This is a genomic window from Parasphingomonas puruogangriensis, assembly GCF_036663635.1.
In the GTDB taxonomy this organism is placed as follows: Bacteria; Pseudomonadota; Alphaproteobacteria; order Sphingomonadales; family Sphingomonadaceae; genus Sphingomonas.
Genome location: NZ_JAXOJI010000001.1, coordinates 755,522 through 777,852, shown reverse-complemented (window position 1 = coordinate 777,852; position 22,331 = coordinate 755,522). Strand labels below are relative to the sequence as shown.

Annotated in this window: 24 protein-coding genes; 9 read left to right on the top strand and 15 right to left on the bottom strand. The window is 66.7% G+C overall.

Annotation, left to right across the window (positions count from 1 at the left end; all coding sequences use genetic code 11):
• Positions 1–6 precede the first annotated feature (6 nt).
• Together U1739_RS03865 and U1739_RS03860 are read left to right on the top strand one after the other, a co-directional pair.
• Complete coding sequence (locus U1739_RS03865) at positions 7–1,269, top strand: MFS transporter (protein WP_332704156.1); 1,263 nt, start codon at positions 7–9, stop codon at positions 1,267–1,269.
• Positions 1,270–1,323: 54 nt separating this feature from the next.
• On the top strand, positions 1,324–1,764 hold the full coding sequence (locus U1739_RS03860) for a globin domain-containing protein (protein ID WP_332704154.1): 441 nt from the start codon (positions 1,324–1,326) through the stop codon (positions 1,762–1,764).
• Here U1739_RS03860 and rsmD read toward each other — a convergent pair.
• Together rsmD and U1739_RS03850 are read right to left on the bottom strand one after the other, a co-directional pair.
• Positions 1,755–2,291, bottom strand: a complete 537-nt coding sequence (rsmD, locus tag U1739_RS03855; RefSeq protein ID WP_332704151.1) for a 16S rRNA (guanine(966)-N(2))-methyltransferase RsmD — start codon at positions 2,289–2,291, stop codon at positions 1,755–1,757. The two genes, U1739_RS03860 and rsmD, sit on opposite strands and share 10 nt — an antisense overlap.
• A gap of 3 nt (positions 2,292–2,294) precedes the next feature.
• On the bottom strand, positions 2,295–3,701 hold the full coding sequence (locus U1739_RS03850) for a pseudouridine synthase (protein ID WP_332704149.1): 1,407 nt from the start codon (positions 3,699–3,701) through the stop codon (positions 2,295–2,297).
• A gap of 144 nt (positions 3,702–3,845) precedes the next feature.
• On the opposite strand from U1739_RS03850, the gene U1739_RS03845 reads away from it, so the two are divergent.
• A complete protein-coding gene (locus tag U1739_RS03845; protein ID WP_332704147.1) occupies positions 3,846–4,274 on the top strand; it encodes a response regulator in 429 nt (142 codons plus the stop codon).
• A gap of 119 nt (positions 4,275–4,393) precedes the next feature.
• Here U1739_RS03845 and U1739_RS03840 read toward each other — a convergent pair whose 3' ends face one another.
• Positions 4,394–5,527: an aromatic ring-hydroxylating oxygenase subunit alpha gene (locus U1739_RS03840; RefSeq protein ID WP_332704145.1), complete on the bottom strand. Its 1,134-nt coding sequence runs from the start codon at positions 5,525–5,527 to the stop codon at positions 4,394–4,396.
• A gap of 64 nt (positions 5,528–5,591) precedes the next feature.
• Here U1739_RS03840 and U1739_RS03835 point away from each other — a divergent pair, with 64 nt between their 5' ends.
• Entirely contained in the window at positions 5,592–6,926 is a 1,335-nt protein-coding gene (locus U1739_RS03835; RefSeq protein ID WP_332704143.1) for an AmpG family muropeptide MFS transporter, read from the top strand.
• A 138-nt stretch (positions 6,927–7,064) separates the two neighbouring features.
• Here the strand turns inward: U1739_RS03835 and U1739_RS03830 are convergent, their stop codons facing one another.
• From U1739_RS03830 to U1739_RS03775, 12 genes are all read right to left on the bottom strand, one after another.
• Entirely contained in the window at positions 7,065–7,523 is a 459-nt protein-coding gene (locus U1739_RS03830; RefSeq protein ID WP_332704141.1) for a DUF6628 family protein, read from the bottom strand.
• A gap of 70 nt (positions 7,524–7,593) precedes the next feature.
• Positions 7,594–8,901 (bottom strand): bifunctional folylpolyglutamate synthase/dihydrofolate synthase, encoded by a 1,308-nt coding sequence (locus U1739_RS03825; protein WP_332704139.1) that lies wholly within the window; start codon positions 8,899–8,901, stop codon positions 7,594–7,596.
• 1 nt (position 8,902) lies between these two features.
• Entirely contained in the window at positions 8,903–9,286 is a 384-nt protein-coding gene (locus U1739_RS03820; RefSeq protein WP_332704137.1) for an endonuclease domain-containing protein, read from the bottom strand.
• A gap of 48 nt (positions 9,287–9,334) precedes the next feature.
• Positions 9,335–10,192, bottom strand: coding sequence for an acetyl-CoA carboxylase, carboxyltransferase subunit beta (gene accD, locus U1739_RS03815; protein ID WP_332704135.1), 858 nt, complete (start codon positions 10,190–10,192; stop codon positions 9,335–9,337).
• The gene (trpA, locus tag U1739_RS03810; RefSeq protein WP_332704133.1) at positions 10,189–10,992 is read right to left on the bottom strand and encodes a tryptophan synthase subunit alpha; all 804 of its coding nucleotides are present in this window, start codon (positions 10,990–10,992) and stop codon (positions 10,189–10,191) included. Before trpA ends, accD begins: the two co-directional genes overlap by 4 nt.
• A complete protein-coding gene (locus U1739_RS03805; RefSeq protein ID WP_332704131.1) occupies positions 10,989–11,375 on the bottom strand; it encodes a hypothetical protein in 387 nt (128 codons plus the stop codon). Before U1739_RS03805 ends, trpA begins: the two co-directional genes overlap by 4 nt.
• Positions 11,372–12,616 carry a tryptophan synthase subunit beta gene (gene trpB / locus U1739_RS03800; RefSeq protein WP_332704129.1) on the bottom strand — a complete coding sequence of 415 codons (1,245 nt, stop codon included), beginning with the start codon at positions 12,614–12,616 and terminating at the stop codon, positions 11,372–11,374. The genes U1739_RS03805 and trpB overlap by 4 nt, the downstream gene beginning before the upstream one ends.
• Before the next feature lie 204 nt (positions 12,617–12,820).
• On the bottom strand, positions 12,821–13,459 hold the full coding sequence (locus U1739_RS03795) for a phosphoribosylanthranilate isomerase (RefSeq protein WP_332704127.1): 639 nt from the start codon (positions 13,457–13,459) through the stop codon (positions 12,821–12,823).
• A gap of 128 nt (positions 13,460–13,587) precedes the next feature.
• Complete coding sequence (gene pyrF, locus U1739_RS03790; protein ID WP_332704125.1) at positions 13,588–14,262, bottom strand: orotidine-5'-phosphate decarboxylase; 675 nt, start codon at positions 14,260–14,262, stop codon at positions 13,588–13,590.
• Entirely contained in the window at positions 14,259–14,600 is a 342-nt protein-coding gene (locus U1739_RS03785; RefSeq protein WP_332704122.1) for a hypothetical protein, read from the bottom strand. Before U1739_RS03785 ends, pyrF begins: the two co-directional genes overlap by 4 nt.
• A 183-nt stretch (positions 14,601–14,783) precedes the next feature.
• Positions 14,784–17,078, bottom strand: coding sequence for a patatin-like protein (locus U1739_RS03780; protein WP_332704121.1), 2,295 nt, complete (start codon positions 17,076–17,078; stop codon positions 14,784–14,786).
• A 79-nt stretch (positions 17,079–17,157) separates the two neighbouring features.
• Complete coding sequence (locus U1739_RS03775) at positions 17,158–17,853, bottom strand: endonuclease/exonuclease/phosphatase family protein (RefSeq protein ID WP_332704119.1); 696 nt, start codon at positions 17,851–17,853, stop codon at positions 17,158–17,160.
• A 261-nt stretch (positions 17,854–18,114) separates the two neighbouring features.
• Between U1739_RS03775 and U1739_RS03770 the strand changes: the two genes are divergently transcribed.
• The 5 genes from U1739_RS03770 (at position 18,115) to U1739_RS03750 (ending at position 22,330) form a co-directional block, all read left to right on the top strand.
• Entirely contained in the window at positions 18,115–18,879 is a 765-nt protein-coding gene (locus U1739_RS03770; protein WP_332704117.1) for a GDSL-type esterase/lipase family protein, read from the top strand.
• The gene (locus U1739_RS03765; RefSeq protein WP_332704116.1) at positions 18,876–19,202 is read left to right on the top strand and encodes a DUF485 domain-containing protein; all 327 of its coding nucleotides are present in this window, start codon (positions 18,876–18,878) and stop codon (positions 19,200–19,202) included. Before U1739_RS03770 ends, U1739_RS03765 begins: the two co-directional genes overlap by 4 nt.
• On the top strand, positions 19,199–20,902 hold the full coding sequence (locus U1739_RS03760) for a cation acetate symporter (RefSeq protein ID WP_332704114.1): 1,704 nt from the start codon (positions 19,199–19,201) through the stop codon (positions 20,900–20,902). The genes U1739_RS03765 and U1739_RS03760 overlap by 4 nt, the downstream gene beginning before the upstream one ends.
• 121 nt (positions 20,903–21,023) lie before the next feature.
• The gene (locus U1739_RS03755) at positions 21,024–21,506 is read left to right on the top strand and encodes a CopG family ribbon-helix-helix protein (RefSeq protein ID WP_332704112.1); all 483 of its coding nucleotides are present in this window, start codon (positions 21,024–21,026) and stop codon (positions 21,504–21,506) included.
• Positions 21,503–22,330, top strand: a complete 828-nt coding sequence (locus U1739_RS03750; protein ID WP_332704110.1) for an urea amidolyase associated protein UAAP1 — start codon at positions 21,503–21,505, stop codon at positions 22,328–22,330. Before U1739_RS03755 ends, U1739_RS03750 begins: the two co-directional genes overlap by 4 nt.
• The last annotated feature ends 1 nt before the right edge of the window (position 22,331 follow it).

Sequence of the window (22,331 nt, the reverse complement as noted above, 5' to 3'; positions counted from 1 at the left end):
ATCGGCATGACCGCTCCCCAAAGCCCGATGCGGGCGCATCGTCGCATCCTTGTCGCCAGCCTGATCGGCACCTCGGTCGAGTTTTACGATTTCTATATCTACGCCACCGCCGCGGCCTTGGTGTTCGGGCCATTATTCTTCCCGGCGGAAAGCCAGTCGGCGCAATTGATGCTGTCTTACGCCAGCTTCGGGCTGGCCTTTTTTGCGCGACCGCTGGGGGCCGCGGTGTTCGGTCATTTCGGCGATCGGCTGGGGCGCAAGTCGACGCTCGTCGCGTCGCTGATGCTGATGGGCGGCGCGACCGTGGCGATCGCCTTCCTGCCGAGCTATGCGCAGGTCGGCTGGATCGCACCGCTGCTGCTGTGCATCTTGCGCTTCGCCCAGGGCTTCGGGCTGGGCGGCGAATGGGGCGGGGCGAGCCTGCTGGCGGTGGAGAATGCGCCGCCGGGCTATGAAAATCGCTACGGCATGTTTCCACCCCTGGGCGCGCCGATCGGGTTCATTGCCGCGAACGGCTTTTTCCTGCTGCTGGGCGCCGTGCTCACCGACGCGCAGTTCCGCGATTGGGGCTGGCGCGTGCCGTTCCTGGCCAGCGCGATCCTGGTCGGCCTGGGGCTGTGGGTGCGGCTGAAGCTGACCGAGACGCCCGCGTTTCGCGAGGCGGCGGCGCACGACGCCTTGCCCAAGGTGCCGATCGCGACATTGTTCAAATCGCATCTGCGGCCGACGATCGCCGGCACGGTCGGGGTGATCGCCTGCTTCGCATTGTTCTACCTGACCACGGCGTTCGCGCTGAGCTACGGCACGACGACCCTGGGCCATGGGCGGCAGGCGTTCCTTGGCGTCGAGATCGCCGCAATTCTGTTCCTGGCGCTCGGCGTGATCGTGTCGTGCACGCTCGCCGATAAGAGCGGCGCGCAGGCGATGTTGCGCATCGGCTTTGCCGGCTGTGTGCTGTCGGGCCTGCTGATGGGGCCGATGCTCGGCGCGGCGAGCTTGTGGGTGGTGTTCGCCTGGCTGGCCTTTTCGCTGTTCGCGATGGGCTTTTGCTACGGGCCCCTGGGCGGCTGGCTGCCGTCATTGTTCGAGGCGGGCGTGCGCTATACCGGTGTCTCCATCACCTTCAACCTGGGCGGGATCTTCGGCGGGGCGCTGGCGCCGATCGCCGCGCAGGCGCTTGCCGAGCGCGGCGGGCTGAACATGGTCGGGGCGTATCTGGTGGTGGCCGGCGTGCTGAGCCTGGCGGGGCTGGCGATCCTGCGGCGTTAGCCGTACCAAATCTTTACCAGCCTGGGGCCATCGTGCCGGGCTGGGAGATAATCGATGAGTCCGCAGCAAATCGAGCTCCTGCGCGACAGCTTCATGCACGTGCTGTTCGCCCCGGAGGAAGCGGCGACGGTGTTCTACGATCGCCTGTTTGCCTTGGAGCCGGAGACGCGGTTGCTGTTCCGCGACGATATGGTCGAACAGGGCCGACTGTTGATCGGCGCGATCGCCAAGATCATCACCGGCCTGAGCCGGCCGATCGACATGTTGCCGGAACTGCACGCGCTGGCCATCCGTCATGTCGGCTACGGCGTGGCGGAAGCGCATTACGCCGCGGTGGGCAGCGCCTTGCTGGAGATGGTCGCGGTACAGGGCGGCGGCCGCATCGACGCGGCGACGGAGGCCGCCTGGTGCGAAGCCTATGCCTTTGTGGCGGAAACGATGATCGAGGCCAGCCGTGTGGTGGCGCCGCCCCCGATGGCGCGGGTTCAGGACTGACGCAGGAGCGTCAGCTTGGCCTTGCCGGACGTGCGCTCGACATCGATCTCGAAACCGTCGACGTCGATCGTCTCGTCCTTGGCCGTTTCGATGCTGATCCAGGTCGCCGGGCCGATCCAGCCAAGCCGGCCGAGCTTGTCCAAGGCGACGGCGCCGGCGCCGGTGCCGTAGGGCGGGTCCATCAGGATCACGTCGATGGGCTGGGCGACGTGCGCCAGGGCCAGCACCGACTGCGCGCGCACGTCGGCAGTGGCGCCCAGTTTGGCGAGATTGGCGCGCAGCGCGTCGAGCGCCGGCTTATCCTGTTCGACAAACACGCAGCTTGCCGCACCGCGCGACAAGGCTTCGATGCCAAGCGCGCCGGAGCCGGCGAACAGATCGGCGACCGCCAGATCCTGGAAACTGCCGAGCCGGCTGGTCAGCATCGAGAACAGCGTCTCGCGCGTGCGATCGGCCGTCGGGCGGGTGGCATCGCCCTTGGGCGCGACGATCTGGCGACCGCGCCACTGGCCTGAAATGATTCGCATGATTTACTTCCGGTTACGGGGTGGGGCCCCACGCGGCGTGTTGCCGCCGGTCGGGCGGGGCCCGCTTTTCGGTGTGGGGCGCGTCGAGGGACGCGACGGCCGCGCGGCATCGCCAGCAGCGCGGGGCGCACCGGGAGCCTTGGCGCGGACGTTGCGGCCGAGCTCGGCGTTGAACACGCGGGCGGGACGCGCCGGCTGCCCGTCGCGCGCTGGGCGCGCAGGCTGGCCATCGCGCGCCGGGGTGGCGGCGCGGTCGCGTGGCGGCTTGGCGTCGTAGAAGCGCTTCGGCTTGGCGCCGGCGATCGGCTCGCGTGCCTGATGCTCGGTTGGCGGCTGCCAGCCATCGGATTTGGCGGTAGGCTTGGGCTCGGGCCGGGCCGGGCGCCCGCTGGCGCGCTGGCCACGCGTCGGCGAATCGATGAACGCGGCGCGATCGGCGGCGGACGCCGCTTCACGCGTGATGCGCGTGGCGGGCTTGCCGGCCTGGACCGGGCTCGGTTTGCGTGCGGCGCTCGGCGACCCCGGCGCGGGGCGCGGGCCGTCCGGGCGGGGGCGGGCGGTGTTGGCCTGGACCGGCGTCGGCACCGGCAGATTTCGGGGCCGCTCGCTGAACTTCTCGTCACGGCGCAGGCGCTCGGGTGGCGGATTCTTGGTCGGGTTCTTGCGGAACGCGGCGACGTCATGCCCCTTCACTTCGCCGATCCCGCCGACCGGCAGATCGGCTAGCAGGAACGGGCCGTAGCGCGTGCGGATCAGCCGGCTGACCTTCAGCCCGAGGAATTCCAGCACGCGGCGTACTTCGCGATTCTTGCCTTCGGTGAGGATCATCTCGATCCACACATTGGCGCCGGTGCGACGCTCAAGATTGGCGTTGATCGAGCCATAGCGCACGCCTTCGATCTCGATGCCGTGGATCAATTCCTCGAGCTGCGCCTGGGTGATGTTGCCGTAAGCGCGGGCGCGATAGGCGCGCTCGACGCCGGTGGCGGGCAGCTCGAGCTGACGCTTGAGCTCGCCGTCGGTGGTCATCAACAACAGTCCCTCGGTGTTGATGTCGAGCCGGCCGACCGGGACCAGGCGGGGCAGATCGTCGGGCAGCTTGTCGTAGATCGTCGGGCGGCCGCCGGGATCGCGCTCGGTAACGAGCAGGCCGGCGGGCTTGTGATAGAGGAACAGGCGCGCGGCGGCGGGCGCCTCGACCGGATCGCCATCGACGGTGACGCCGGCGAGCGAGGTCAGCACGGTCGCCGGCGTGTCGATGACCACGTCGTTAAGCGCGACTCGGCCCTCTTCGATCATGCGTTCGATTTCGCGGCGCGAGGCGATGCCGGCGCGGGCGAGGAGCTTGGCGATGCGTTGACCGTCGCGGGGCCCCTCGCGGGGCGCGGAAGTGTTGGATGACTGTGACACGATTGCGCTGATACAGCTTAAATGCGTGCCGAGCGGAAAAAAAATGTTGCGACCAAGGCTAGGTGCGCGCGTTAAGGGTCACAGGCGTAACGAGGTCGGCGGGAATGTCCTGCCGGCCCAAGGGCAAAGGCGGGTTCCCACCCCATGCTGTTCGGCAAGAAAACACGGCGGATCGTGCGGCTGTTGATCGTCGAGGACGAACCGTTGGTGGCGTTCGACACCGAACATTTCCTGCGCGACGAAGCGTTCGAGATCGTCGCCACGGTCGACCGCGTGGTGCATGCGATGGCGGCGATCGAAAGCGAGGACGAGATCGACCTGATGCTGGTCGACGTCAACCTGGCCGATGGCAGCGGGCTGGATGTCGCGCGGGCGGCGCATGCCGCGGGCATCCCGGTGATCTTCGTGACCGGCGAATGCCCGGCCGGCGCAAGCGAGGTGGCGGTCGGCTGCCTGTCCAAGCCTTACGCGCAGAAGAGTTTGCTGGGCGCGATCAACGCGGTTGAAGGCGTGCTCGACGGCAAGCCGCCAAAGCGCTTGCCGAGCGGGTTCCGGTTGTTCGAGGCGGCGTAGCATTCCCTCTCCCAGCGGGAGAGGGAGGGAGCGCGTAGCGCGGAAGGGTGAGGGCGGCATATCTGGCCGGTCGCGCTCATCCGGCGCTTCGCGCCACCTTCTCCCAAAGGGAGAAGGATTTACAGCCGCGCTTCCACCTCGTCGTGGAACCGCCGCATCCCGCTCTCCAGCGTGCCCAAAGTCAGCCGCTCCAACGCTCCAGACGCGAGCCCCTGCTGGCCGAGCGCCGCGGCGCGGAAATCCTCGGCGCCGAACACGCCGCCATCGAGCAAGGTCCAGCTCTTTTCCCAATGCGCCAGCGCTTTCTCGCTCTGCGGCGCCTCGGGGATGAGCATGAAATCCTCGACCAGCACGCGGCTTTCGCTTTGCGGCATCAGCGTCATCAGGTTCATATAATCCGGGCTGACGATCAGGATCGTGCCGGGAAACATCTGGTAGGTGTAAGTGATCGCCGCGCGCAAGGTCGGCCAATCGCTGGCATCGGACAAGGCCGCCGCGCGGCCGACGGCGGAGCGCTGGTGCGGACCGACCGTGTCGCCGCTGGCCACGCCATCCTTGAAGAACGGGCCGATCGTCGCCGAATGCAGCCGCTGGACGTGGTAGCTTTCGAGGAACGCATCCATGATCAGCTTCCAGTTCGCCGCGACATCGTGCGCGCGGCGACGGAAGAGATATTGGCCAGCTAGATCGAACGCGGCGAAATCCTGGCCCAGCGCTGCGGCATCGGTGAAATCGGCGGCCTCGTCGAACGAGAACCAGATCAGCCCGCCGGCTTCGAGCGTGGGCAGGCGCTTGAGCGCGAACTGCGCCTTGTCGAGCCCGGGGAAGCTGTCGGGCCGGGGCAGGGCGGCAAGCTGCCCGTCGAGCGTGTAGCTCCAGGCATGATAGGGGCAGACCAGCCGCGCCGCGCACACCGGGTCGTTGCCCTCGACCAGCCGCGTGCCGCGATGCTGGCAGACGTTGAGGAACACCTGCGCCGTGCCGTGCTTGTCACGCGCGATGAGCAGCGGCTTGCCGAAGCCGTCGTGCGGCACGGCCATGTTGCGCTCGGGCAGCAGCGCGGAGGGCGCGATCACCAAGGCGCTGGTCGCGAAGATGCGCGCCTGTTCGGCCGCGTGTCGCGCCGGCGATATGTAAGCCGCGGCATCGATATAGCTGATCCCGGCATTAGCCCGCGCGCCGCCATCGGCGAGCTGCCGGGCAAGCGCCAACTGCCCATCGGTTGGGCGCATGATCGTCTCGAGCGCGTTCATGACGCTTCCTCTCCCATATTTTGACGCTAGTCTCTGCGCCTTGGACGCGGGGAGCAAGAGACGAATGACCGATACGACAACCGGCGCGAGTTGGTGGGACGGGCTCAAGCCCTATGTCGAAAAGGCCCCGCTTGCCGCGCTGGCGCTCGGTATCTCCTCGGGCTTTCCCTATGCGATGATCGGCGCGACGCTGACCACGCGGCTGGCGCAGGACGGCATCGACAAGAAAACGGTGACCGCGTTCAGCCTGGCCTTCCTGGTCTACAATCTCAAATGGCTGTGGGCGTGGGTGGTGGACGGCGTGCGCTTGCCGCTGATCGGCCGGCTCGGGCAGCGCGTGTCGTGGATGATCGTCGCCGGCGTGCTGGTGATCGCGGCGGTGGCCAATCTCGCACTGATCGACCCCAAGGCGGACATCATGGCCACCGCCATTGCCGCGATCCTGGTCGGCGCTGCCGGCGCGACGTTCGATATCGTCATCGACGCCTACCGCATCGAGATTCTCGAGCCACGGCAATTGGGCGTGGGATCGGGCATGTCGCAATATGGCTGGCGGATCGGCTCGGCCGGCGCCGGTGCGCTGGCGCTGGTGATCGCCGCGCGCGGCGGCTGGGAACTGGCCTATCTCGCCTGCGCCTCGTTCGCGCTGCCGGCGGTGATCGCCGCGCTGATCGTCGGTGAGCCGGAACGACACCGCGAACCGAGCGATGGACGCACCGGGCCAGCGGCATTCTTCCGCTCGATCTGGGGCCCGTTCGTGCAGTTCTTCGCGCGCGAAGGCGCGCTGATCGTGCTGGCGTTCATCCTGATCCACAAGATCGGCGATACGCTGGCCAATCTGACGCTGCGATTGCTGTTCGAGGATCTGAAATTCACCAATGATGAGATTGCCTTCTACGACGTGTGGATCGGCTTCCTCGCCTATCTGATTGGCATCTTCGTCGGCGGCGCGCTGTACGCCAAGATGGGGATGAAACGCTCGGTGCTGCTGTCGCTGGTGCTGATGGCAGTGTCGAACCTGAGCTTCGCGGCGCTGGCCGCGGCAGGCCATTCCAATATCGGCATGGCCAGCGCGATCGGCTTCGAGAATTTCGCCAGCGGCTTCGGCGGCGTGGTCGTCGTGGCCTATTTCGCCGCGCTTACCGACCTGCGCTTCACTGCGGCGCAATATGCCCTGATCTCGGCGGCATCAAGCATCGTCGGCCGGTTCGTCACCGGTACGACCGCGGGGGGGCTGGTGGAGACGTTCGGCTATGTGAACTTCTACCTGCTGACGACCGTGCTGGCCTTTCCTGGCGTGCTGCTATTCTGGTGGATGATGCGCAGCGGGCTGGTCGATCGCTCGATCGGCGATGCGGGCACGGCGGGCGAGGGCGACGTACGGGAGGGAGGCGGCTGACTGGTTATCCCGGTAGGCGCTTCCCCGGCGAAGGCCGGGGCCCAGTTGCGGAACAGACGTTAGCTGGCGTTGCGCGCCGTTACCCCCACCGTCGCTACTGTGCCCCGGCCTTCGCCGGGGAAGGGCTGGGATAGTAGATCACGCCGCAATGGGTCGCCCGGCATCGGCGAACGCCTGGGATACCGCGCAGGCGCTGGCCAGCACGCCATCGACGCGGCGGTTGCCGAGCAGGTCGGCGAGCAGCAGTCGGGCGATGTCGGGCGCCGTGTCGGCGCGCGACAGGACGGTGAGCAGCGCGCGTTCCGCCGGGGTCATGCGGCCGCAGCAGCACGGTGCGATGGCGATCGGCTGCGTCGCATTCTCGGCGAGTTCGGCCATGAACACGCGCGTCAAAATCAGCGGCCGGCGAAAGCCTTCGCCGAAGCCGCCGACAAAGGCATGCGCGACGTGCGCATCGGCGAGGCCACAGGCGCCCATGCGCCGGATCGCGAACAAGGCGATGTGCGCGTTGCGGCACGGCGGCAAAGCGTGCGGCAAGGCCGCCGCGGTGCTGGGGGCGACGGTATTCACGCCGGAAGTGTTGGGGGTAATGGTCATGATCGGCGACTCCGCTTCGGTCACCTGCAAGCTGGTCGGTTCGTTATTGCAAGTCAATAGCAATAAGCGATCAGGTCGGGAGCTCGTCGTTGGCGGCGAGCACCTCACCGGCGAGATAGAGCGTGCCGGCGATCAGCACGAGGCGGGGGGCGTCGCCCAATTGCTCGATCGCGGCGTCGAACGAGGGGGCGGTCGTGGCGCCGAGGGCGAAGGATGCGGCGATGGCAGCGAGCGCCTGGGGGTGGTGATGGGCGTGGCCGGGGACCGGCACGGCGATCACCTGCGCGAGATGCGGCGCGAGTTCGTGGAGCACGCCGGGCGCGTCCTTGTTGGCGAGCATGCCGGTGATCAACGTGACCGGGCGGCCCTGGGCGATGCGGCCGAGCGCGCGGGAGAGCGGGCGGGCGGCGGCGGGGTTGTGCGCGCCGTCGAGCCAGATCTCGCTGCCGGACGGCAGGCGCGCGAGCAGCGGACCGGGCCCGAGCCGCTGCATGCGCGCGGGCCAGTGCGCCCAGTCGGCGGCGGCGCGCAGCGCCGCGTCGGGAATGGCCAGCGCGCTTTGATGCCGCAGCATGGCGATGGCCAATGCCAGATTGCGCGATTGGTGCGTGCCGACCAGGCGCGGGCGATTGGTTACGAGCGTGAAGCCGATATCGTTGTACTTCAGCGTGTTGCGCGCGGTTTCGCTGGTCCAGGCGGCGCCCCGCGCAAGCACGCGGGCGCCGGCCTGCCGGGCGATGGCGGCGATGCGCTCGCGGATCGGGCGGGGATAGTCCATCGTCACCAAGGGCACGCCCGGTTTGGCGATGCCGGCTTTCTCGCCGGCGATCTGCAGCAAGGTGTCGCCCAGGAAGCTCTGGTGATCGATGCCCAATTGGGCGATGCCGGTGATGACGGGGGTGACGACATTGGTCGCGTCGAGCCGGCCGCCCAGCCCGACCTCGATGATGCAGGCGTCCGCTGGTGTGCGGCTGAAGGCCAGGAAGGCGACCGCGGTGGTGACCTCGAAGAAGCTCGCGCCGATGCCGTCGGCGACATCGAGGACTTCCTCCAGCAGCGTGGCCAGCGTGGCATCGTCGATCAGCGCGCCGGCGATGCGGATACGCTCGTTGAAGCGGACAAGGTGCGGGCTGGTATAGACATGGGCGGTGTATCCCGCCGCCTCGATCGCGGCGCGCAGGAACGCGCAGGTCGAGCCTTTGCCGTTGGTGCCGGCGACATGAAATACCGGCGGCAGCCGCTCGTGCGGATTGCCGAGGCGGGCGAGTAGCTGCGTGATGCGCTCGAGACCGAGGATATCGGCGCCGGGCGAGAGCGCCCACAGCCGGTCGAGCTGGCGCTGGACGGCCGGGTTGGTGGAGTGGGCGTGGTCGGGCATCTTAAAGCCCTCTCCCCTTCGGGGAGAGGGTTGGGAGAGGGGCAGCGGCAAGCGCCGAAGCCAGCGTGTCTAACACGCCCTCGATGTTCTGCATCACGTCGCTATTGGTAAAACGGATCACACGATAGCCCTGGGTTTCGAGCCACGCGGTACGGTGCGCGTCACGCTCGGCATCGGTATGCGTATGACCATCGATCTCGATGATCAGCTTGCGGGATCTGGCGACAAAATCGGCGATGTACGGGCCAATAACGACCTGGCGTGCAAATTTGACGTGCTCGAACCGTTTCGCGCGCAACGCGGTCCAGATTTCGCGCTCCGGTTGGGTCATGTTGGTGCGCATTGATTTGGCGCGTTCCAGCAACAGCTTGTCGGTCTGCGGCACTGCCCCTCTCCCAAACCCTCTCCCCGGAGGGGAGAGGGCTTTATCGCGCTAGGCGGCCTGCTTCACGCACAGATAATCCACCACCTTGGCCAAAGTCGCGCGCATCTCCTTGCGGTGTTTGACCATGTCCAGCATGCCGTGATCGAGCAGATATTCCGCGCGCTGGAAGCCCTCGGGCAGCTTCTCGCGGATCGTCTGTTCGATCACGCGCTGGCCGGCGAAGCCGATCAGCGCGCCGGGCTCGGCAATCTGCACGTCGCCGAGCATGGCATAGCTGGCCGTGACGCCGCCGGTCGTGGGATCGGTCAGCACGACGATATAGGGCAGGCCGGCATCGTGCAGCATGGCGATGGCCACCGTTGCGCGGGGCATCTGCATCAAGCTGAGAATGCCTTCCTGCATACGTGCCCCGCCCGCCGCGGTGAAGATCACGTACGGGCAATGATCGGCAATGGCATTCTCGACGCCGCGGATGAACGCCTCGCCGACGGCGAGGCCCATCGAGCCGCCCATGAAAGCGAAATCCTGCACGCCGAGGACGACCTTATGCCCCTCGATCGTGCCGCGCGCATTGATCAGCGCGTCGCCTTCGGAAGTCGCGGTGCGCGCGGCCTTGATGCGGTCGGCATATTTCTTGGTGTCGCGGAATTTCAACGGATCGTCCGGCACCTTGGGCAGCGGGATGATCTGGTAGCTGCCGGGATCGAACGTATATTCGAAGCGCTTTACCGGGCCGATACGATCGTGATGCTCGCAATGCGGGCAGACGTGGAGATTCTCCTCCAGTTCCTTGAGGAACACCATCTGCCCGCAGCCCTTGCACTTGTGCCAGAGATTGTCGGGCGTCTCCTTCTTCGCCGGCACGACATAGGCCAAGGCGTTGCGGACGTTGGTGAGCCAGCTCATGCGACTTTTTCCAGGCGGGCGGCGCGGATCGCCGACGAGAGGGAAGAGATATAGGCGCGCACCGCGTCCGGCGCATCCGCGCCATGCTCGGCGACGAGATCGACGATCGCCGAGCCGACGACGACGCCGTCGGCGACCTTGGCGATGGCGGCGGCCTGTTCGGGCGTGCGCACGCCGAAGCCGACGGCGACCGGAATGTCGGTGGCGGCCTTCAGCCGCGCAACGGCGTCCTCGATCGAGGATTGCACCGCCTGTTGCAGCCCGGTGATCCCGGCGACCGAGACGTAATAGACGAAGCCGCTGGCGCCATCGAGCACCGCAGGCAAGCGCGCGGCATCGGTGGTCGGGGTGGCGAGGCGGATCAGATCGATACCCGCGGCGCGCAGCGCCGGGCCGAGCTCCGGATCTTCCTCGGGTGGGATATCGACGCAGATCACGCCGTCGACGCCGGCATCCTTGGCCGCGGCGGCGAACCAGTCGCCACCGCGGATCGTCATCGGATTGGCATAGCCCATCAGGACCAGCGGGGTTTCCGGGTGGCGGGCGCGGAACGCCTTGGCGATGGCCAGGATGTCGGCGGTCTTGGTGCCTGCGGCAAGGCTGCGCAGATTGGCGGCCTGGATCGCCGGGCCGTCGGCCATCGGATCGGTGAAGGGCATGCCGAGCTCGATCACGTCCGCGCCGCCCGCGACGAGTGCGTCGAGGATCGCGGCGGTGGCGTGCGGCGTGGGGTCACCGGCGGTGACGAAGGTGACGAGTGCCGGGTGGGCCTTGGTGAAGGCGGCGGAGAGGCGAGTCATGCGTGCTTATCGATCGGGAATGAGATGGAGGTGAGCAGCATAGTCAGCAGCAAGATCGGTAGTCCCAGGTAAAATCCCACTGCCAGAAAGCTCAGCCCGAGCCCACCTTCAGGCTCCATGAACAATATTGCTCCGCAAGCGGTCAAGCACGCGCTTGCGAGCGCGATCCACGGCAGGGGGTCCGCGAACCGGCGCCTGACCGTTGCTCGCTTTGGCAACGCAAAACGCAGTGCGAGTGAAAAAAAGAAGATATACGGAAACGATACCACGTCTAAGGCAAACGCATCTCTGGAGCCCAATACGAAGAGCGCCACTGCCAACAGGATTGTTATAGCCAACGCAATCTGTCGGGTATCGTCAAACGGCTTGTTGATGATTTTCACATCTTCACTCCCAGCGCATCCGCCACGGTGAAGATATCCTTGTCCCCTCGGCCACACAGATTGGCGAGGATGATCTGTTCCCGGTCCATCTCCCGCGCGCGCTTGGCGACGGCAGCGATGGCGTGCGACGGCTCGAGCGCGGGAATGATGCCTTCGGTGCGGCACAGCAATTGGAACGCGTCGAGCGCCTCGACGTCCGTCGCGCTGGTATATTCGACGCGGCCGATCGAATGCAGCCAGCTATGCTCCGGGCCGATGCCGGGATAATCGAGTCCGGCGGAGATCGAGTGCGCCTCGGTGATCTGGCCGTCTTCGTCCTGCAGCAGATAGGTCTTGTTGCCGTGTAGGATGCCGGGCGATCCGCCCGCCAGGCTGGCAGCATGTTCCTTGTCGAGGCCGTGCCCGGCGGCTTCGACGCCGAGCATCTTGACCTCGGGATCGTCGAGGAACGGGTGGAACAGGCCGATCGCATTCGATCCGCCGCCGATCGCCGCGACCAATAGATCGGGCAGGCGATCGATGCGGCTTAACATCTGGGCGCGCGCTTCCTTGCCGATCACGCTCTGGAAATCGCGCACCAGTTCGGGATAGGGATGCGGGCCGGCGGCGGTGCCGATGATGTAGAAGGTGTCGTGCACGTTGGCGACCCAATCGCGCATCGCCTCGTTCATCGCATCCTTCAGCGTGTGCGCGCCGCTCGTCACTGGCCGCACTTCCGCGCCGAGCAATTTCATGCGGAACACGTTGGGCGCTTGCCGCTCGACATCCTTGGCGCCCATATAGATCACGCACGGCAGGCCGAAGCGTGCGCACACCGTGGCGGTGGCGACGCCGTGCTGCCCCGCGCCGGTCTCGGCGATGATCCGCGTCTTGCCCATGCGCATGGCGAGCAGGATCTGCCCGATGCAATTGTTGATCTTATGCGCGCCGGTGTGATTGAGCTCGTCGCGCTTGAACCACACTTGCGCGCCTTTGCCATCGGGCGCGCTGTCGCGCAGCGCATCGGTGAGGCGTTCGGCATAATAAAGCGGGCTGGGGCGGCCGACATAATGTTCGAGCAGATCGTCGAACTGCGCGGCGAAGGCGGGATCTTCCTTCGCGGCGCGATAGGCGCGATCGAGATCGAGCACGAGCGGCATCAGCGTCTCGGCAACATAGCGGCCGCCGAACGCGCCGAAATGGCCGCGCTCGTCGGGCTGCGCGCGGTAGGAATTGGGGGTGAGCGTGTGAGGGGCGTTCATGGCTGTGCGCTTAATCACCCGCTTCGTTCGTGTCGAGGGATACGCGGCGCGGCGCGGCCACCCTTATTGGCTCGAACGATATGGTGGTGACCGACCGAATATCGCCACTCCGGGCTTGACCCGGGGTCCCGCTGCCTTGCCCCGCACTCAGAAGAAGTAGCTGGGCCCCGGCTCAAGGCCGGGGTGACGACGTTGGTGGCAGGCTCAGGCTGCCTGTACCGCCGCCAGAAACGTCTGGATCTTGGCTACATGCTTGATGCCCGGCGCGATTTCGACGCCCGACGACACGTCCACCAGTTCCGCCCCCGTCACTCGGATCGCTTCCGCCACGTTGAGCGGATCGAGCCCGCCGGACAGTGCCCAGGGCAGGGGATGGCGGAACCCCTCAAGCAAGGTCCAGTCGAAGCGCACGCCCATCCCGCCGGGCAAGGCCGCGCCGGGCGGAGTCTTGGCGTCGTAAAGGATGCGATCGACTGCGCCGGCATAGGTCTGCGCGGCGGCAAGGTCCGCGCGCTGCTTCACCGCCACGGCCGCCCATACGGCGAGGCCGGTGGTGGCGCGGATATGCGCGGCGCGGGTCGGGCTGGTATTGTGCAGCTGCAGGATATGCAGCGCGCCGGCGGAGATCGACGCGTCGAGCAGCGCATCGTCGGGATCGACGAACACGCCGACGCGCGCGACATGGCTGGGCACACGCGCGGCCAGTTGTTGCGCGCGGTCGCGCGAGAGAGTGCGCGGCGAGGGGGGGAAGAAGACGAAGCCGACATGGCTCGCCCCGCCGCGCACCGCTGCGTCGAGCGTTTCGGGGGTGGAGAGGCCGCAGATCTTGGCGTTGATGGTCATGGGGTTCCTTTATACCTCTCCTGTCGGGCGAGGGAGGGCCCCCGCGAAGCGGCGGGGCTGGCGATCTTTCTGACGCGCCCTCACCCGGCCTCGCTATGCTCGGCCACCCTCTCCCAAAAGGAGAGGGATTAAAGCGTGGCTTCGATTTCGCGCGCCGCCATATCGGGATTGTCCGCCTGCGTGATCGGCCGGCCGATGACCAGGATCGACGCGCCCGCATCGAGCGCGGCGCGGGGGGTGACGACGCGTTTCTGGTCGCCGACCGTGCCGTTGGCCGGGCGCACGCCGGGCACCACGAAAAAGCCCTTGGGCCAGACCGATTTGGCCGCCGCCACTTCCGCCCCCGAACAGACCACGCCGTCGACGCCGGCGGCCTTGGCCAATTCGGTCAGCCGCATCACCTGCTCGTGCGGATCGCTCGGGCAGCCGATGGCGGCGAGATCGGTCGCGTCGAGGCTGGTCAGCGTGGTTACCGCGATGACCTTGGTGCCGACCGCGGCGGCAGCCTTGGCGTCCTCGAGCATCGCCTGGCCACCGGCCGCGTGGACGGTAAGCAACGCCGGTTCGAGCCCCTGCAGCGCCTGGATCGCCTTGGCGACGGTGTTGGGAATGTCGTGAAACTTCAGGTCGAGGAAGATCGGCAGGCCCAGATCGGCCATCTCGCGCACGCCGGCGCGGCCATTGGCCATGAAGAATTCGAGCCCGAGCTTGATCCCGCCGACATGGTGCTGGACGCGCGTCGCCATGGCCTTGGCGCGGGCCAGATCGGGCGTGTCGAGCGCGACATAGATGCGGTTGCTCATGCGCCGCCCGGCGGGACGGCGGTGAGGATCGCGGGCGGCGCGGGCTCGGCATCGGGGCGCAGCACCGGCGCGGGCGGCAGGTTGGCCGGGGTGCGCAACGCCTCGACCGTGCCCTGTGCGGTGGCCAGGCGCTGGCGCAACCGCCAGCGCACCGTGTGATGATAGAGCAGCATCGGCAGCAGCCCGAGCAGGAACACCGTCAGCAGCAGCAGCGGCAGGTTCACTTCCGCGATCAGCCCGCCCCATAGCTTGATCTGCACGTTGGTCCAGTTGGCCAGGGTGAACAATGCCGCGACGAACGCGAGCAGGCACCAGAAGAGGATTTTGAGAAATTGCATGGCGGGCAGGCTAACGTGGGCGGGCGGGTTTGGCCATACTCCCTCTCCCTTTGGGAGCGGGAAGGGGCCCGCGCCGCAGGCGTGGGAAGGGTGAGGGCGATGGCGGGTGCCCAACCAATCGGGGTCACCCTCACCCTTCCGGCGCTTCGCGCCTCTCCCCTCTCCCGATGGGAGAGGGATTTGCTAGCCGATCTCCCGGCGCAGCGTCTCGATCAGCCCCGGAATAGCCGTTAGCTTGGGTTCCTCCTCGTCGACGATCGCCAGAAACGCTGCGCGCTTCACGGCCGCTATCCGCCCCGGCTTCAGCCGGACATTTTCCGGCAGGGTCGAGACCAGGATGTCGATCATCCGCTCGGCGCCGTGCAGCCGGCCCCAGATATAATCGTTCTCGCGGTACGCGCGGCTGAAAAAGGCGCCGAAATTGTTGAACTGGATACCCTTCAGCGTCGCCTCTGCGCCGCCGCCGCGGATCGATTTGGCGTCGTCGGGCGAGATGCGATCGACCTTGATCGGGTCATATTCGTCGAGCCCCTCGCCCTGCAGCAGGGGCAAGGTGGCGGTATCGAGATAGGGAAAGCCGAGATAGGTCAGCAGCACCGGGCGGCGCAGGTCCTTGGGCAAAGCGGCAAAGGCAGCGGCGAGGCGGGCGTCGGTTTCGGTGTCGAGCCGCTTGAGATCGAGCGATCCCGCCAGCCGATCAAGCAACGGCCCGGCATCGCCGCGCAAGGCGCGCACGTCGCGTTTGAGATGCGCGTGGACGTCGCTACGCTTGCGATCGAGATAGGCGGCAAGGCTGAGATAGATCGCTTCGCGCAACGGACCGAATTCGAGCTCGGCGCCTTCGGCCTCGAGCTCGCCGAGCCGGCGTGCGAGGATGCGCAGCCGGCGAATGCGAAAGCCCAGATCATAGGCGCGCAGGAACGCGATCGTCTCCGCGCTGGCGCCGCCGGAAAAGGCTGGGCCGATCGTGTCGAACCCGCGCGTCTTGATGGCGTCGCAGATATGGCGATGGATGCGGTCCCATGGCCCGGGGCCGGGCTCGCCGCCGGCATGATAGAGCAGGCCGACGATCAACTCGATCACGCCGGTGATCTTGAGATGGCCGTAGGCGGCATAGGTATAGCCGGCCTTGACGGCTGCCGCGCTCTGCGCGCGGTTGCGCCAATTGGCGAGCCGCGTGGTGGTCGGCGAATCGAGGAACAATGTGTAGCCGAACAGCGATTCGACCTGCGCCTCCACCTCGGGGCGGATCGCCGCGATGATGCCGCGCATGCGCTCGATGCGCTGCGATTGCTCGGCCAGTGCTTCGAGATTGTCGCGGATCGGCTGCTGGCGGGGCAGTTCGGACGCAGCGCCGACGATGGTCTGGAAAAAGCTCGGCAAATCCTCCGCGCCGCTGCTGAAGCGCATCTTATTGCCTGGCGTGGGATCGATATAGATGAAGCGGCGATCGATCTGTCGCCGTGCCGGGCGTTCGCGCAGCGCGTCGATCGCCGGGCGGAACGGCGCATTGGCGAGCACCGAGCCGTCGATCAGCACCGCGCCCTCGGCGGCATTGGCGGCGAACTGGCGCGGCAGGATGCGCTTGAGGAAGGCCATGCGCTCGGGCCATTTGCGCTTGCGCGTCTTCAGAACGGCGTCGAGTTCCTTGACCGTAAAGGGCGGGAAGGCACCGGGAAAGCTGGATGTGGCGCGGCCGGCAAAGGCCAGCTCCGCCGGGTGCGCCAGCGTATCGCGGGCAATGCCGTGATCGGAGAATGGCACGACCAAGCGGTGCTCGGTCTCCATCACTTCGGTCGGCGAATGCAGGCTGAGCCGTTCGGGATGGCCGCGGAAATCGGTGACGGTGACGAACAGGTCGAGCGGCTGGCCGTCGGGCAGCAGGCGGGCGCCGCGCGGCCCCTTGGCCATGGCGTCGAGCGCGTCGAGGATCAGCCCGGTGAAGCGCTCGCCACCGAAGGGCGGGGAGAACCAGCGCGAGCGAATGAAATGCGAGAGTTTGCGGCGCACTTCCTCGCGCGTCTCGGGATCGACGGTTTCGTCGAGCTTGCTGACCCCGCGGCCCGCCGCCATCCACACCAGCGGCAAGGCCCAGACCTTGGTCAGGCCCGATTGCGGCGCCGCGGTCTGATCGATCAGCGCTTCGACATCGGCCGAATCGAGCCACAGATCGGTCAGCGGTTCGAGGCTCTGTCCGGTGGTGATGGCCTGCGCGAGGAACACGCCGTTGAGACCGCCCGCGCTGGCCCCGGCGATGATATCGACCAGCACACGCAGCCGCACGCCGGTTTCCGCCTCGATCTCCTCGAGCAAGGCGCGATAGACGTGCTGGCTGCCGCTGGCGGGTTCCTCGCCGGCGTGAAACGCCTGGCTGGCGCGCGCCAGACGCCAGATTTCCTTGGAAATGCCGTGCATGTAGACGGCCAGGCTGATGCCGCCATAGCAGACCAAAGCGAGGCGAAGTTCCTTCTCGCGCATCAGCCGACGCCCCTCGACCCGTCTTCCGTCACCCCCGCCTGCGCGGAGATGACGGAAGGGGCGTATGGTTCGGCGAAGGTCATGTGCTCGCCAGCACGGCCCAGATCGGAAGATGATCGGATGCCTTGCGCGAGGCGGCGCTGTGATGCGCGCCGCAGTCGACGACCTGCAACTCGCGCGAGACCATGATGCGATCGAGCCGCGCCACCGGGCGGCGGACGTGGAAACTCGGCGCGGTTGCGGCGAAGGCGTGATCCTTGCCGAAATCGCGCAGACAGCCGCGGCCGGCGCTCCATTCGTTGAGATCGCCCATCAGCACGGTCGGGCGACGTTCGGCGCTGGCGTCGACATGGCTGAGGATGGCGTGCGCCTGACGCCGTCGCCACAGGCCGGACAGATCGAGATGCATGCCGACGACGCGGATCGCCGCGCCGCCGACCCGGACGTCGGCCATCACCGCGCCGCGCGGCTCGAGCGCGGGGAGGTGGATCGCCTCGCTGTCGATGACCACCGCCTCCTTGCGCACCAGCAGCACATTGCCGTGCCAGCCCATCGATCCGGCGCGGACCCCGAACGAGATCGGCTTCCACGGCGAATGTTCCTCCAGCGCATGCAGCGGAATAACGCAGGCCTTGGCGCCGAAGCGGCGATCGGCCTCCTGCAGCGCGATGACATCGGCATCGATCTCGCGCAGCACTTCGAGGATGCGCATCGGATCGCGGCGCCGGTCAAGCCCGATGCCCTTGTGGATATTGTAGCTCGCGACCTTGATCATCTGGGGAAGAAACGCCGTTCGCGAGAAATGGTGCCGGTCGCGCGAGCCGAACCGCGATCCGGTTACCGGCGCGGCGCAGTCGAACAGGGAGCGACCGTTCGGACGCCGCAGAACTATGCGACGTCGCAGGTGTCGCGGCTTCGCGGCCGACAGTCAACACGCCCGGCGCAAAGAGTGCGGTACATTGAAGTGTCGAGCATCGACGTTTAGCGCTACGCTGCCCCGCGCGATCCGGTCAGCGAGCAGGCGAAGGACATAGACATGCTTTATCCAGGGACGGCCCTGCGCTTGATGCTCGCCGCATCGTTGATCGTGTCGCTGACGGCGCACGGCGCCAGCGCGGCTCAGGGCGACGGGGCGGCGGCGCAACAGCGTGGCAGTGCGGCGGCCGAGAAGGACCTCGATCGCCACCTGTCGTTTCTCGCTCGCCGCGACAGTCTGATCAAGACCGGTGGCACCGAGCTGATCTTCGTCGGCGATTCGATCACCGATGGCTGGCGACAGAACCCGCAGCACGAGCTGTTCGACGATTATTTCGGCCGCTACCGTCCCTATAATATCGGCGTCAGCGGCGACGAGACGCAGCACGTTCTATGGCGCATCGACCATGGCGAGCTCGACGGGCTCGCACCCAAGCTGGTCGTGCTGATGATCGGGACCAACAATCTCGCCAATGCCAACAAGATGGGCCCGGACGAGACCGCCGATGGCGTTGCCGCGGTGGTCCAGGCGATCCGCCGCAAACTGCCGGGCAGCAAGATCCTGCTGCTCGGCATCTTCCCGCGCGGCAACCGCAAGGACGACCCGCTGCGCGTCGCGGTCGATGCCGCGAACACGCGCATCGCCGGGCTGGCCGATCGCAAGACGGTCTTCTACCGCGATATCGCCGCCAGCTTCCTGGCGCCGGACGGCACACTGTCGGGCGAGGTCATGCCCGATTATCTCCACCCCAACGCGCGCGGCTATCGCATTTGGGCCGATACGATCCGGCCCGATATCGACCGGCTCGTGCGGGGTGCGCGGTGAGCGGCGAGGACGGTACCGAGCGCAGGCGCGAGGCGCGCATCGCCGCCGATCCCCGCTACCAATCGCTGGTGCGCGATCGGCAGCGTTTTTGCTGGCTGCTGACCGCCATCACGGTGATCGTGTATAGCGGCTTTATCGCGCTGATCGCGTTCGACAAGCCGCTGATGGCGCAGCCGATCGGCGCGGGCACGACCAGCATCGCCGTGGTGCTGGGGGCAGCGATACTGGCCGGCACGGTGGCGATCTGCGCGGTCTATGTGCGGCGCGCCAATGGCGAATTCGATACGCGGCTGGCCGAACTGCTCGCGGATATCCCGGCATGACCGGCAGCCTGATGCGCAGCGCGGTGCTGCTGACCTTGCTTGGTTGGGCCAGCGGCGCCAATGCGGCGATCGCCGGCGCGGTGCAGCAGCAGCCGACCAACTGGACCGCGATCCTGATGTTCGCCGGCTTCGTCGCGATCACCTTGTGGATCACCGGTGCCGCGGCGAAGCGCACGCGCACCGTGTCCGATTTCTATACCGGGGGCGGGATCACCGGCTTCCAGAACGGGCTGGCCATGGCCGGCGATTATTGCTCGGCCGCCTCGTTCCTCGGCATTACCTCGCAGATCTTCAACGATGGGTATGACGGGCTGATCTATGCCATCGGCTTCCTCGTCGGCTGGCCGATCGTCTTGTTCCTGGTTGCGGAGAAACTCCGCAACCTCGGCCGCTTCACCTTCGCCGACGTCGCTTCCTATCGCTTCCTGCAGGGGCCGGTGCGCAGCTTTTCAGCGATCAGCACGCTGTTTGTCGTCTCCTTCTACCTGATCGCGCAGATGGTCGGGGCGGGGCAGTTGATCCAATTGCTGTTCGGGCTGCCCTATCTCTACGCCATCACCGTCGTGGGCGGGCTGATGATGGTCTATGTCCTGTTCGGCGGAATGCGCGCGACCTCCTGGGTGCAGATCATCAAGGCAGTGATGCTGCTGTGCGGCGCGACCTTCCTGGTGCTCGGCGTGATGGCGCATGTCGGCTTTTCGTTCGAGAATTTGTTCGCGCAAGCGGTCGCGGTGAAGACCAAGCTGGCGCTCGACAGCGGTCTTTCGGCCGGCGATGCCGCGGCCAAGGGACAGGCGATCATGGGGCCGGGCGGGTTCATCAAGGATCCGATCTCGGCCTTGTCGTTCGGTTTCGCGCTGATGCTCGGCACTGCCGGCCTGCCACATATCCTGATGCGCTTCTTCACCGTTCCCGATGCCCGCGAAGCGCGCAAATCGATCATGTGGGCAACGGTGTGGATCGGCTATTTCTACGCGCTGACCTTCGTGCTGGGCTTCGGGGCGATCGTGATGGTCTCGTTCAACCCCGCTTATGTCGATGCGGCCGGCGCCTTGCGGGGTGGCAACAATATGGCGGTGATGCATCTGGCGCATGCGATCGGCGGCAACCTGTTCCTCGGCTTCATCTCCGCAGTGGCGTTTGCGACGATCCTGGCCGTCGTCGCCGGGCTGACGCTGTCGGCCGCTTCGGCGATCAGCCACGACGTCTATGCCAGCGTGATCCATAAGGGCGATGCCGATCCCGTGAAGGAATTGCGCGTCTCGCGCATCACCACGATCCTGCTCGGCATCGCCGCGATCATCCTCGGCATCGTGTTCCAGAAGCAGAATGTCGCCTTCATGGTCAGTCTTGCGTTCGCCTTGGCCGCGTCGGGCAATTTTCCGGTGCTGGTCATGTCGTTGCTCTGGAAGGGCTGCACCACCAACGGCGCGGCGTGGGGCGGGGCGATCGGGCTGCTTGCCGCGTTCGGGCTGACCGTGCTGTCGCCGGTAATCTGGGTCGCGGTGTTCGGCTTCGAGCAGGCGATCTTCCCATATAGTTCGCCCGCCTTGTTCTCGGTGCCGGCCGGTTTCCTCGCCATCTGGCTGATCTCGTTGCTCGATCGCTCGCCGCGCGCGGCGATCGACAGGGCCGGCTATCCCGAACAGCGATTGCGCTCGGAAACCGGACTGGGCGTCCATAGCGCGGCGGCGCACTGACCGGACTGGGCGGCGACGATGACCGTTTTCGTGTCGGCCAGGCGGGCTTTCCGCGCGACTTTGCTTGCCTCCAGCTATTATTACGATTGACGATCTCCGTAATAATATCCTAACTCGCCTGATGCCGTTCGACAGCACCGAAAGTGCGATCTCCCGCTTAAGCCTGAGCCTGCCGGCCGATGTGTTCCGGCAGCTTGACGTGATGGTGGCGGAACGTGGCTTGAGCAATCGCTCGCAGATCATCGTCGAGCTCATTCGGCAGGAGCTGGATCATTATGGCGCGCGCGACCGGCCCAACGATACGATCGCCGGCACGATGACGCTGATCTACCGCGCCGAAAGCGGCGAGGTGCGTCATGCGCTGGCGCTGGCGCAAGCCAAATATCTCAAGGAAGTGATCTCGTCGCAGCACGTTTTCCTCGAGGACGACCAATCGCTCGAAGTGCTGTTGGTGCAGGGACCGGCCCACCGCCTCGATGCGTTGTGCGACGCGTTACGATCCATTCGAGGGGTGCAGCAACTGAACTTCGTCGCGACCACTTCTCTCCTTCGCCCCCTGCATGCGCCCGGCGAGGCCACCCCATCCGTTGGAACGAGCGAATGAGCAACACGACCGCAAATCCCTATGGCGCACAGGCGCATGCCCGCGCGATGGCCGGCACGATCGTCGAGGCGATGCCGACCGTGCCCCCGACCCAGGCGATCGATCGACCGAGCGACGTGTCGCCTGACGATATGTTGTGGGCGGAGACGATCGGGGCAGGAGGCTATGCCGCACGACGGCTGCCGCGTGGGGCGCGGCTGCGCATCGCCGATCTGGAGGGCGATGCCTGCCTGTCCATGCTGGTGTTCAATGCCGAACAGCCGATCGAGCGGCTGAATGTCGCCGATACGATGAAGATCCAGTGGAATGCCTATCTGGGAGCCGGCAGCATGCTGCTGTCGGACATGGGGCGCGTCATGGCCAGCGTGGTGGCCGACGATACCGCCGGACACGACCTGGTCTGCGGCGCCTCCAACGCCGCCAGCAATGCCAAGCTTTATGGCGATGGCGCCAATCACGGCGTGCATCCCAATGCGCGTGATCGCTTTGCCATTGCCGTCGCCAAGCTCGGCCTGGGCCGGCGCGACATTCATCCTTGCGTCAATTGGTTCAAGCCGGTGCGGATCGGCACGGCGGGCGAGGTCGCGCTCGATGCCGGCCCGTACGCCGCCGGCCGCGCGGTTACGTTGCGCGCCGACATGGAGCTGTTCGTCGTGCTGGCCAATTGCCCGCACGTGCTCGATTCCCGTGCCGACTATCGCGTGACGCCGGCGCGCGTGCTGGCGTGGCGTGGCGCGCCGGCTGCCCCCGATGACGCGATCCGGCACGCGACGCCGGAAGCGACGCGCGCTTTTGCCAATACCGACGATTTCTACCTGCGGTGAA

What these genes read in the sequence shown, in the direction of transcription:
- U1739_RS03865 (WP_332704156.1), top strand. Translation starts at nt 7, where the DNA reads ATGACCGCTCCCCAAAGCCCGATGCGGGCGCATCGTCGCATCCTTGTC.
- U1739_RS03860 (WP_332704154.1), top strand. Translation starts at nt 1,324, where the DNA reads ATGAGTCCGCAGCAAATCGAGCTCCTGCGCGACAGCTTCATGCACGTG.
- rsmD (WP_332704151.1), bottom strand. Translation starts at nt 2,291, where the DNA reads ATGCGAATCATTTCAGGCCAGTGGCGCGGTCGCCAGATCGTCGCGCCC.
- U1739_RS03845 (WP_332704147.1), top strand. Translation starts at nt 3,846, where the DNA reads ATGCTGTTCGGCAAGAAAACACGGCGGATCGTGCGGCTGTTGATCGTC.
- U1739_RS03840 (WP_332704145.1), bottom strand. Translation starts at nt 5,527, where the DNA reads ATGAACGCGCTCGAGACGATCATGCGCCCAACCGATGGGCAGTTGGCG.
- U1739_RS03835 (WP_332704143.1), top strand. Translation starts at nt 5,592, where the DNA reads ATGACCGATACGACAACCGGCGCGAGTTGGTGGGACGGGCTCAAGCCC.
- U1739_RS03830 (WP_332704141.1), bottom strand. Translation starts at nt 7,523, where the DNA reads ATGACCATTACCCCCAACACTTCCGGCGTGAATACCGTCGCCCCCAGC.
- U1739_RS03825 (WP_332704139.1), bottom strand. Translation starts at nt 8,901, where the DNA reads ATGCCCGACCACGCCCACTCCACCAACCCGGCCGTCCAGCGCCAGCTC.
- accD (WP_332704135.1), bottom strand. Translation starts at nt 10,192, where the DNA reads ATGAGCTGGCTCACCAACGTCCGCAACGCCTTGGCCTATGTCGTGCCG.
- trpA (WP_332704133.1), bottom strand. Translation starts at nt 10,992, where the DNA reads ATGACTCGCCTCTCCGCCGCCTTCACCAAGGCCCACCCGGCACTCGTC.
- trpB (WP_332704129.1), bottom strand. Translation starts at nt 12,616, where the DNA reads ATGAACGCCCCTCACACGCTCACCCCCAATTCCTACCGCGCGCAGCCC.
- U1739_RS03795 (WP_332704127.1), bottom strand. Translation starts at nt 13,459, where the DNA reads ATGACCATCAACGCCAAGATCTGCGGCCTCTCCACCCCCGAAACGCTC.
- pyrF (WP_332704125.1), bottom strand. Translation starts at nt 14,262, where the DNA reads ATGAGCAACCGCATCTATGTCGCGCTCGACACGCCCGATCTGGCCCGC.
- U1739_RS03785 (WP_332704122.1), bottom strand. Translation starts at nt 14,600, where the DNA reads ATGCAATTTCTCAAAATCCTCTTCTGGTGCCTGCTCGCGTTCGTCGCG.
- U1739_RS03780 (WP_332704121.1), bottom strand. Translation starts at nt 17,078, where the DNA reads ATGCGCGAGAAGGAACTTCGCCTCGCTTTGGTCTGCTATGGCGGCATC.
- U1739_RS03775 (WP_332704119.1), bottom strand. Translation starts at nt 17,853, where the DNA reads ATGATCAAGGTCGCGAGCTACAATATCCACAAGGGCATCGGGCTTGAC.
- U1739_RS03770 (WP_332704117.1), top strand. Translation starts at nt 18,115, where the DNA reads ATGCTTTATCCAGGGACGGCCCTGCGCTTGATGCTCGCCGCATCGTTG.
- U1739_RS03760 (WP_332704114.1), top strand. Translation starts at nt 19,199, where the DNA reads ATGACCGGCAGCCTGATGCGCAGCGCGGTGCTGCTGACCTTGCTTGGT.
- U1739_RS03755 (WP_332704112.1), top strand. Translation starts at nt 21,024, where the DNA reads ATGCCGTTCGACAGCACCGAAAGTGCGATCTCCCGCTTAAGCCTGAGC.
- U1739_RS03750 (WP_332704110.1), top strand. Translation starts at nt 21,503, where the DNA reads ATGAGCAACACGACCGCAAATCCCTATGGCGCACAGGCGCATGCCCGC.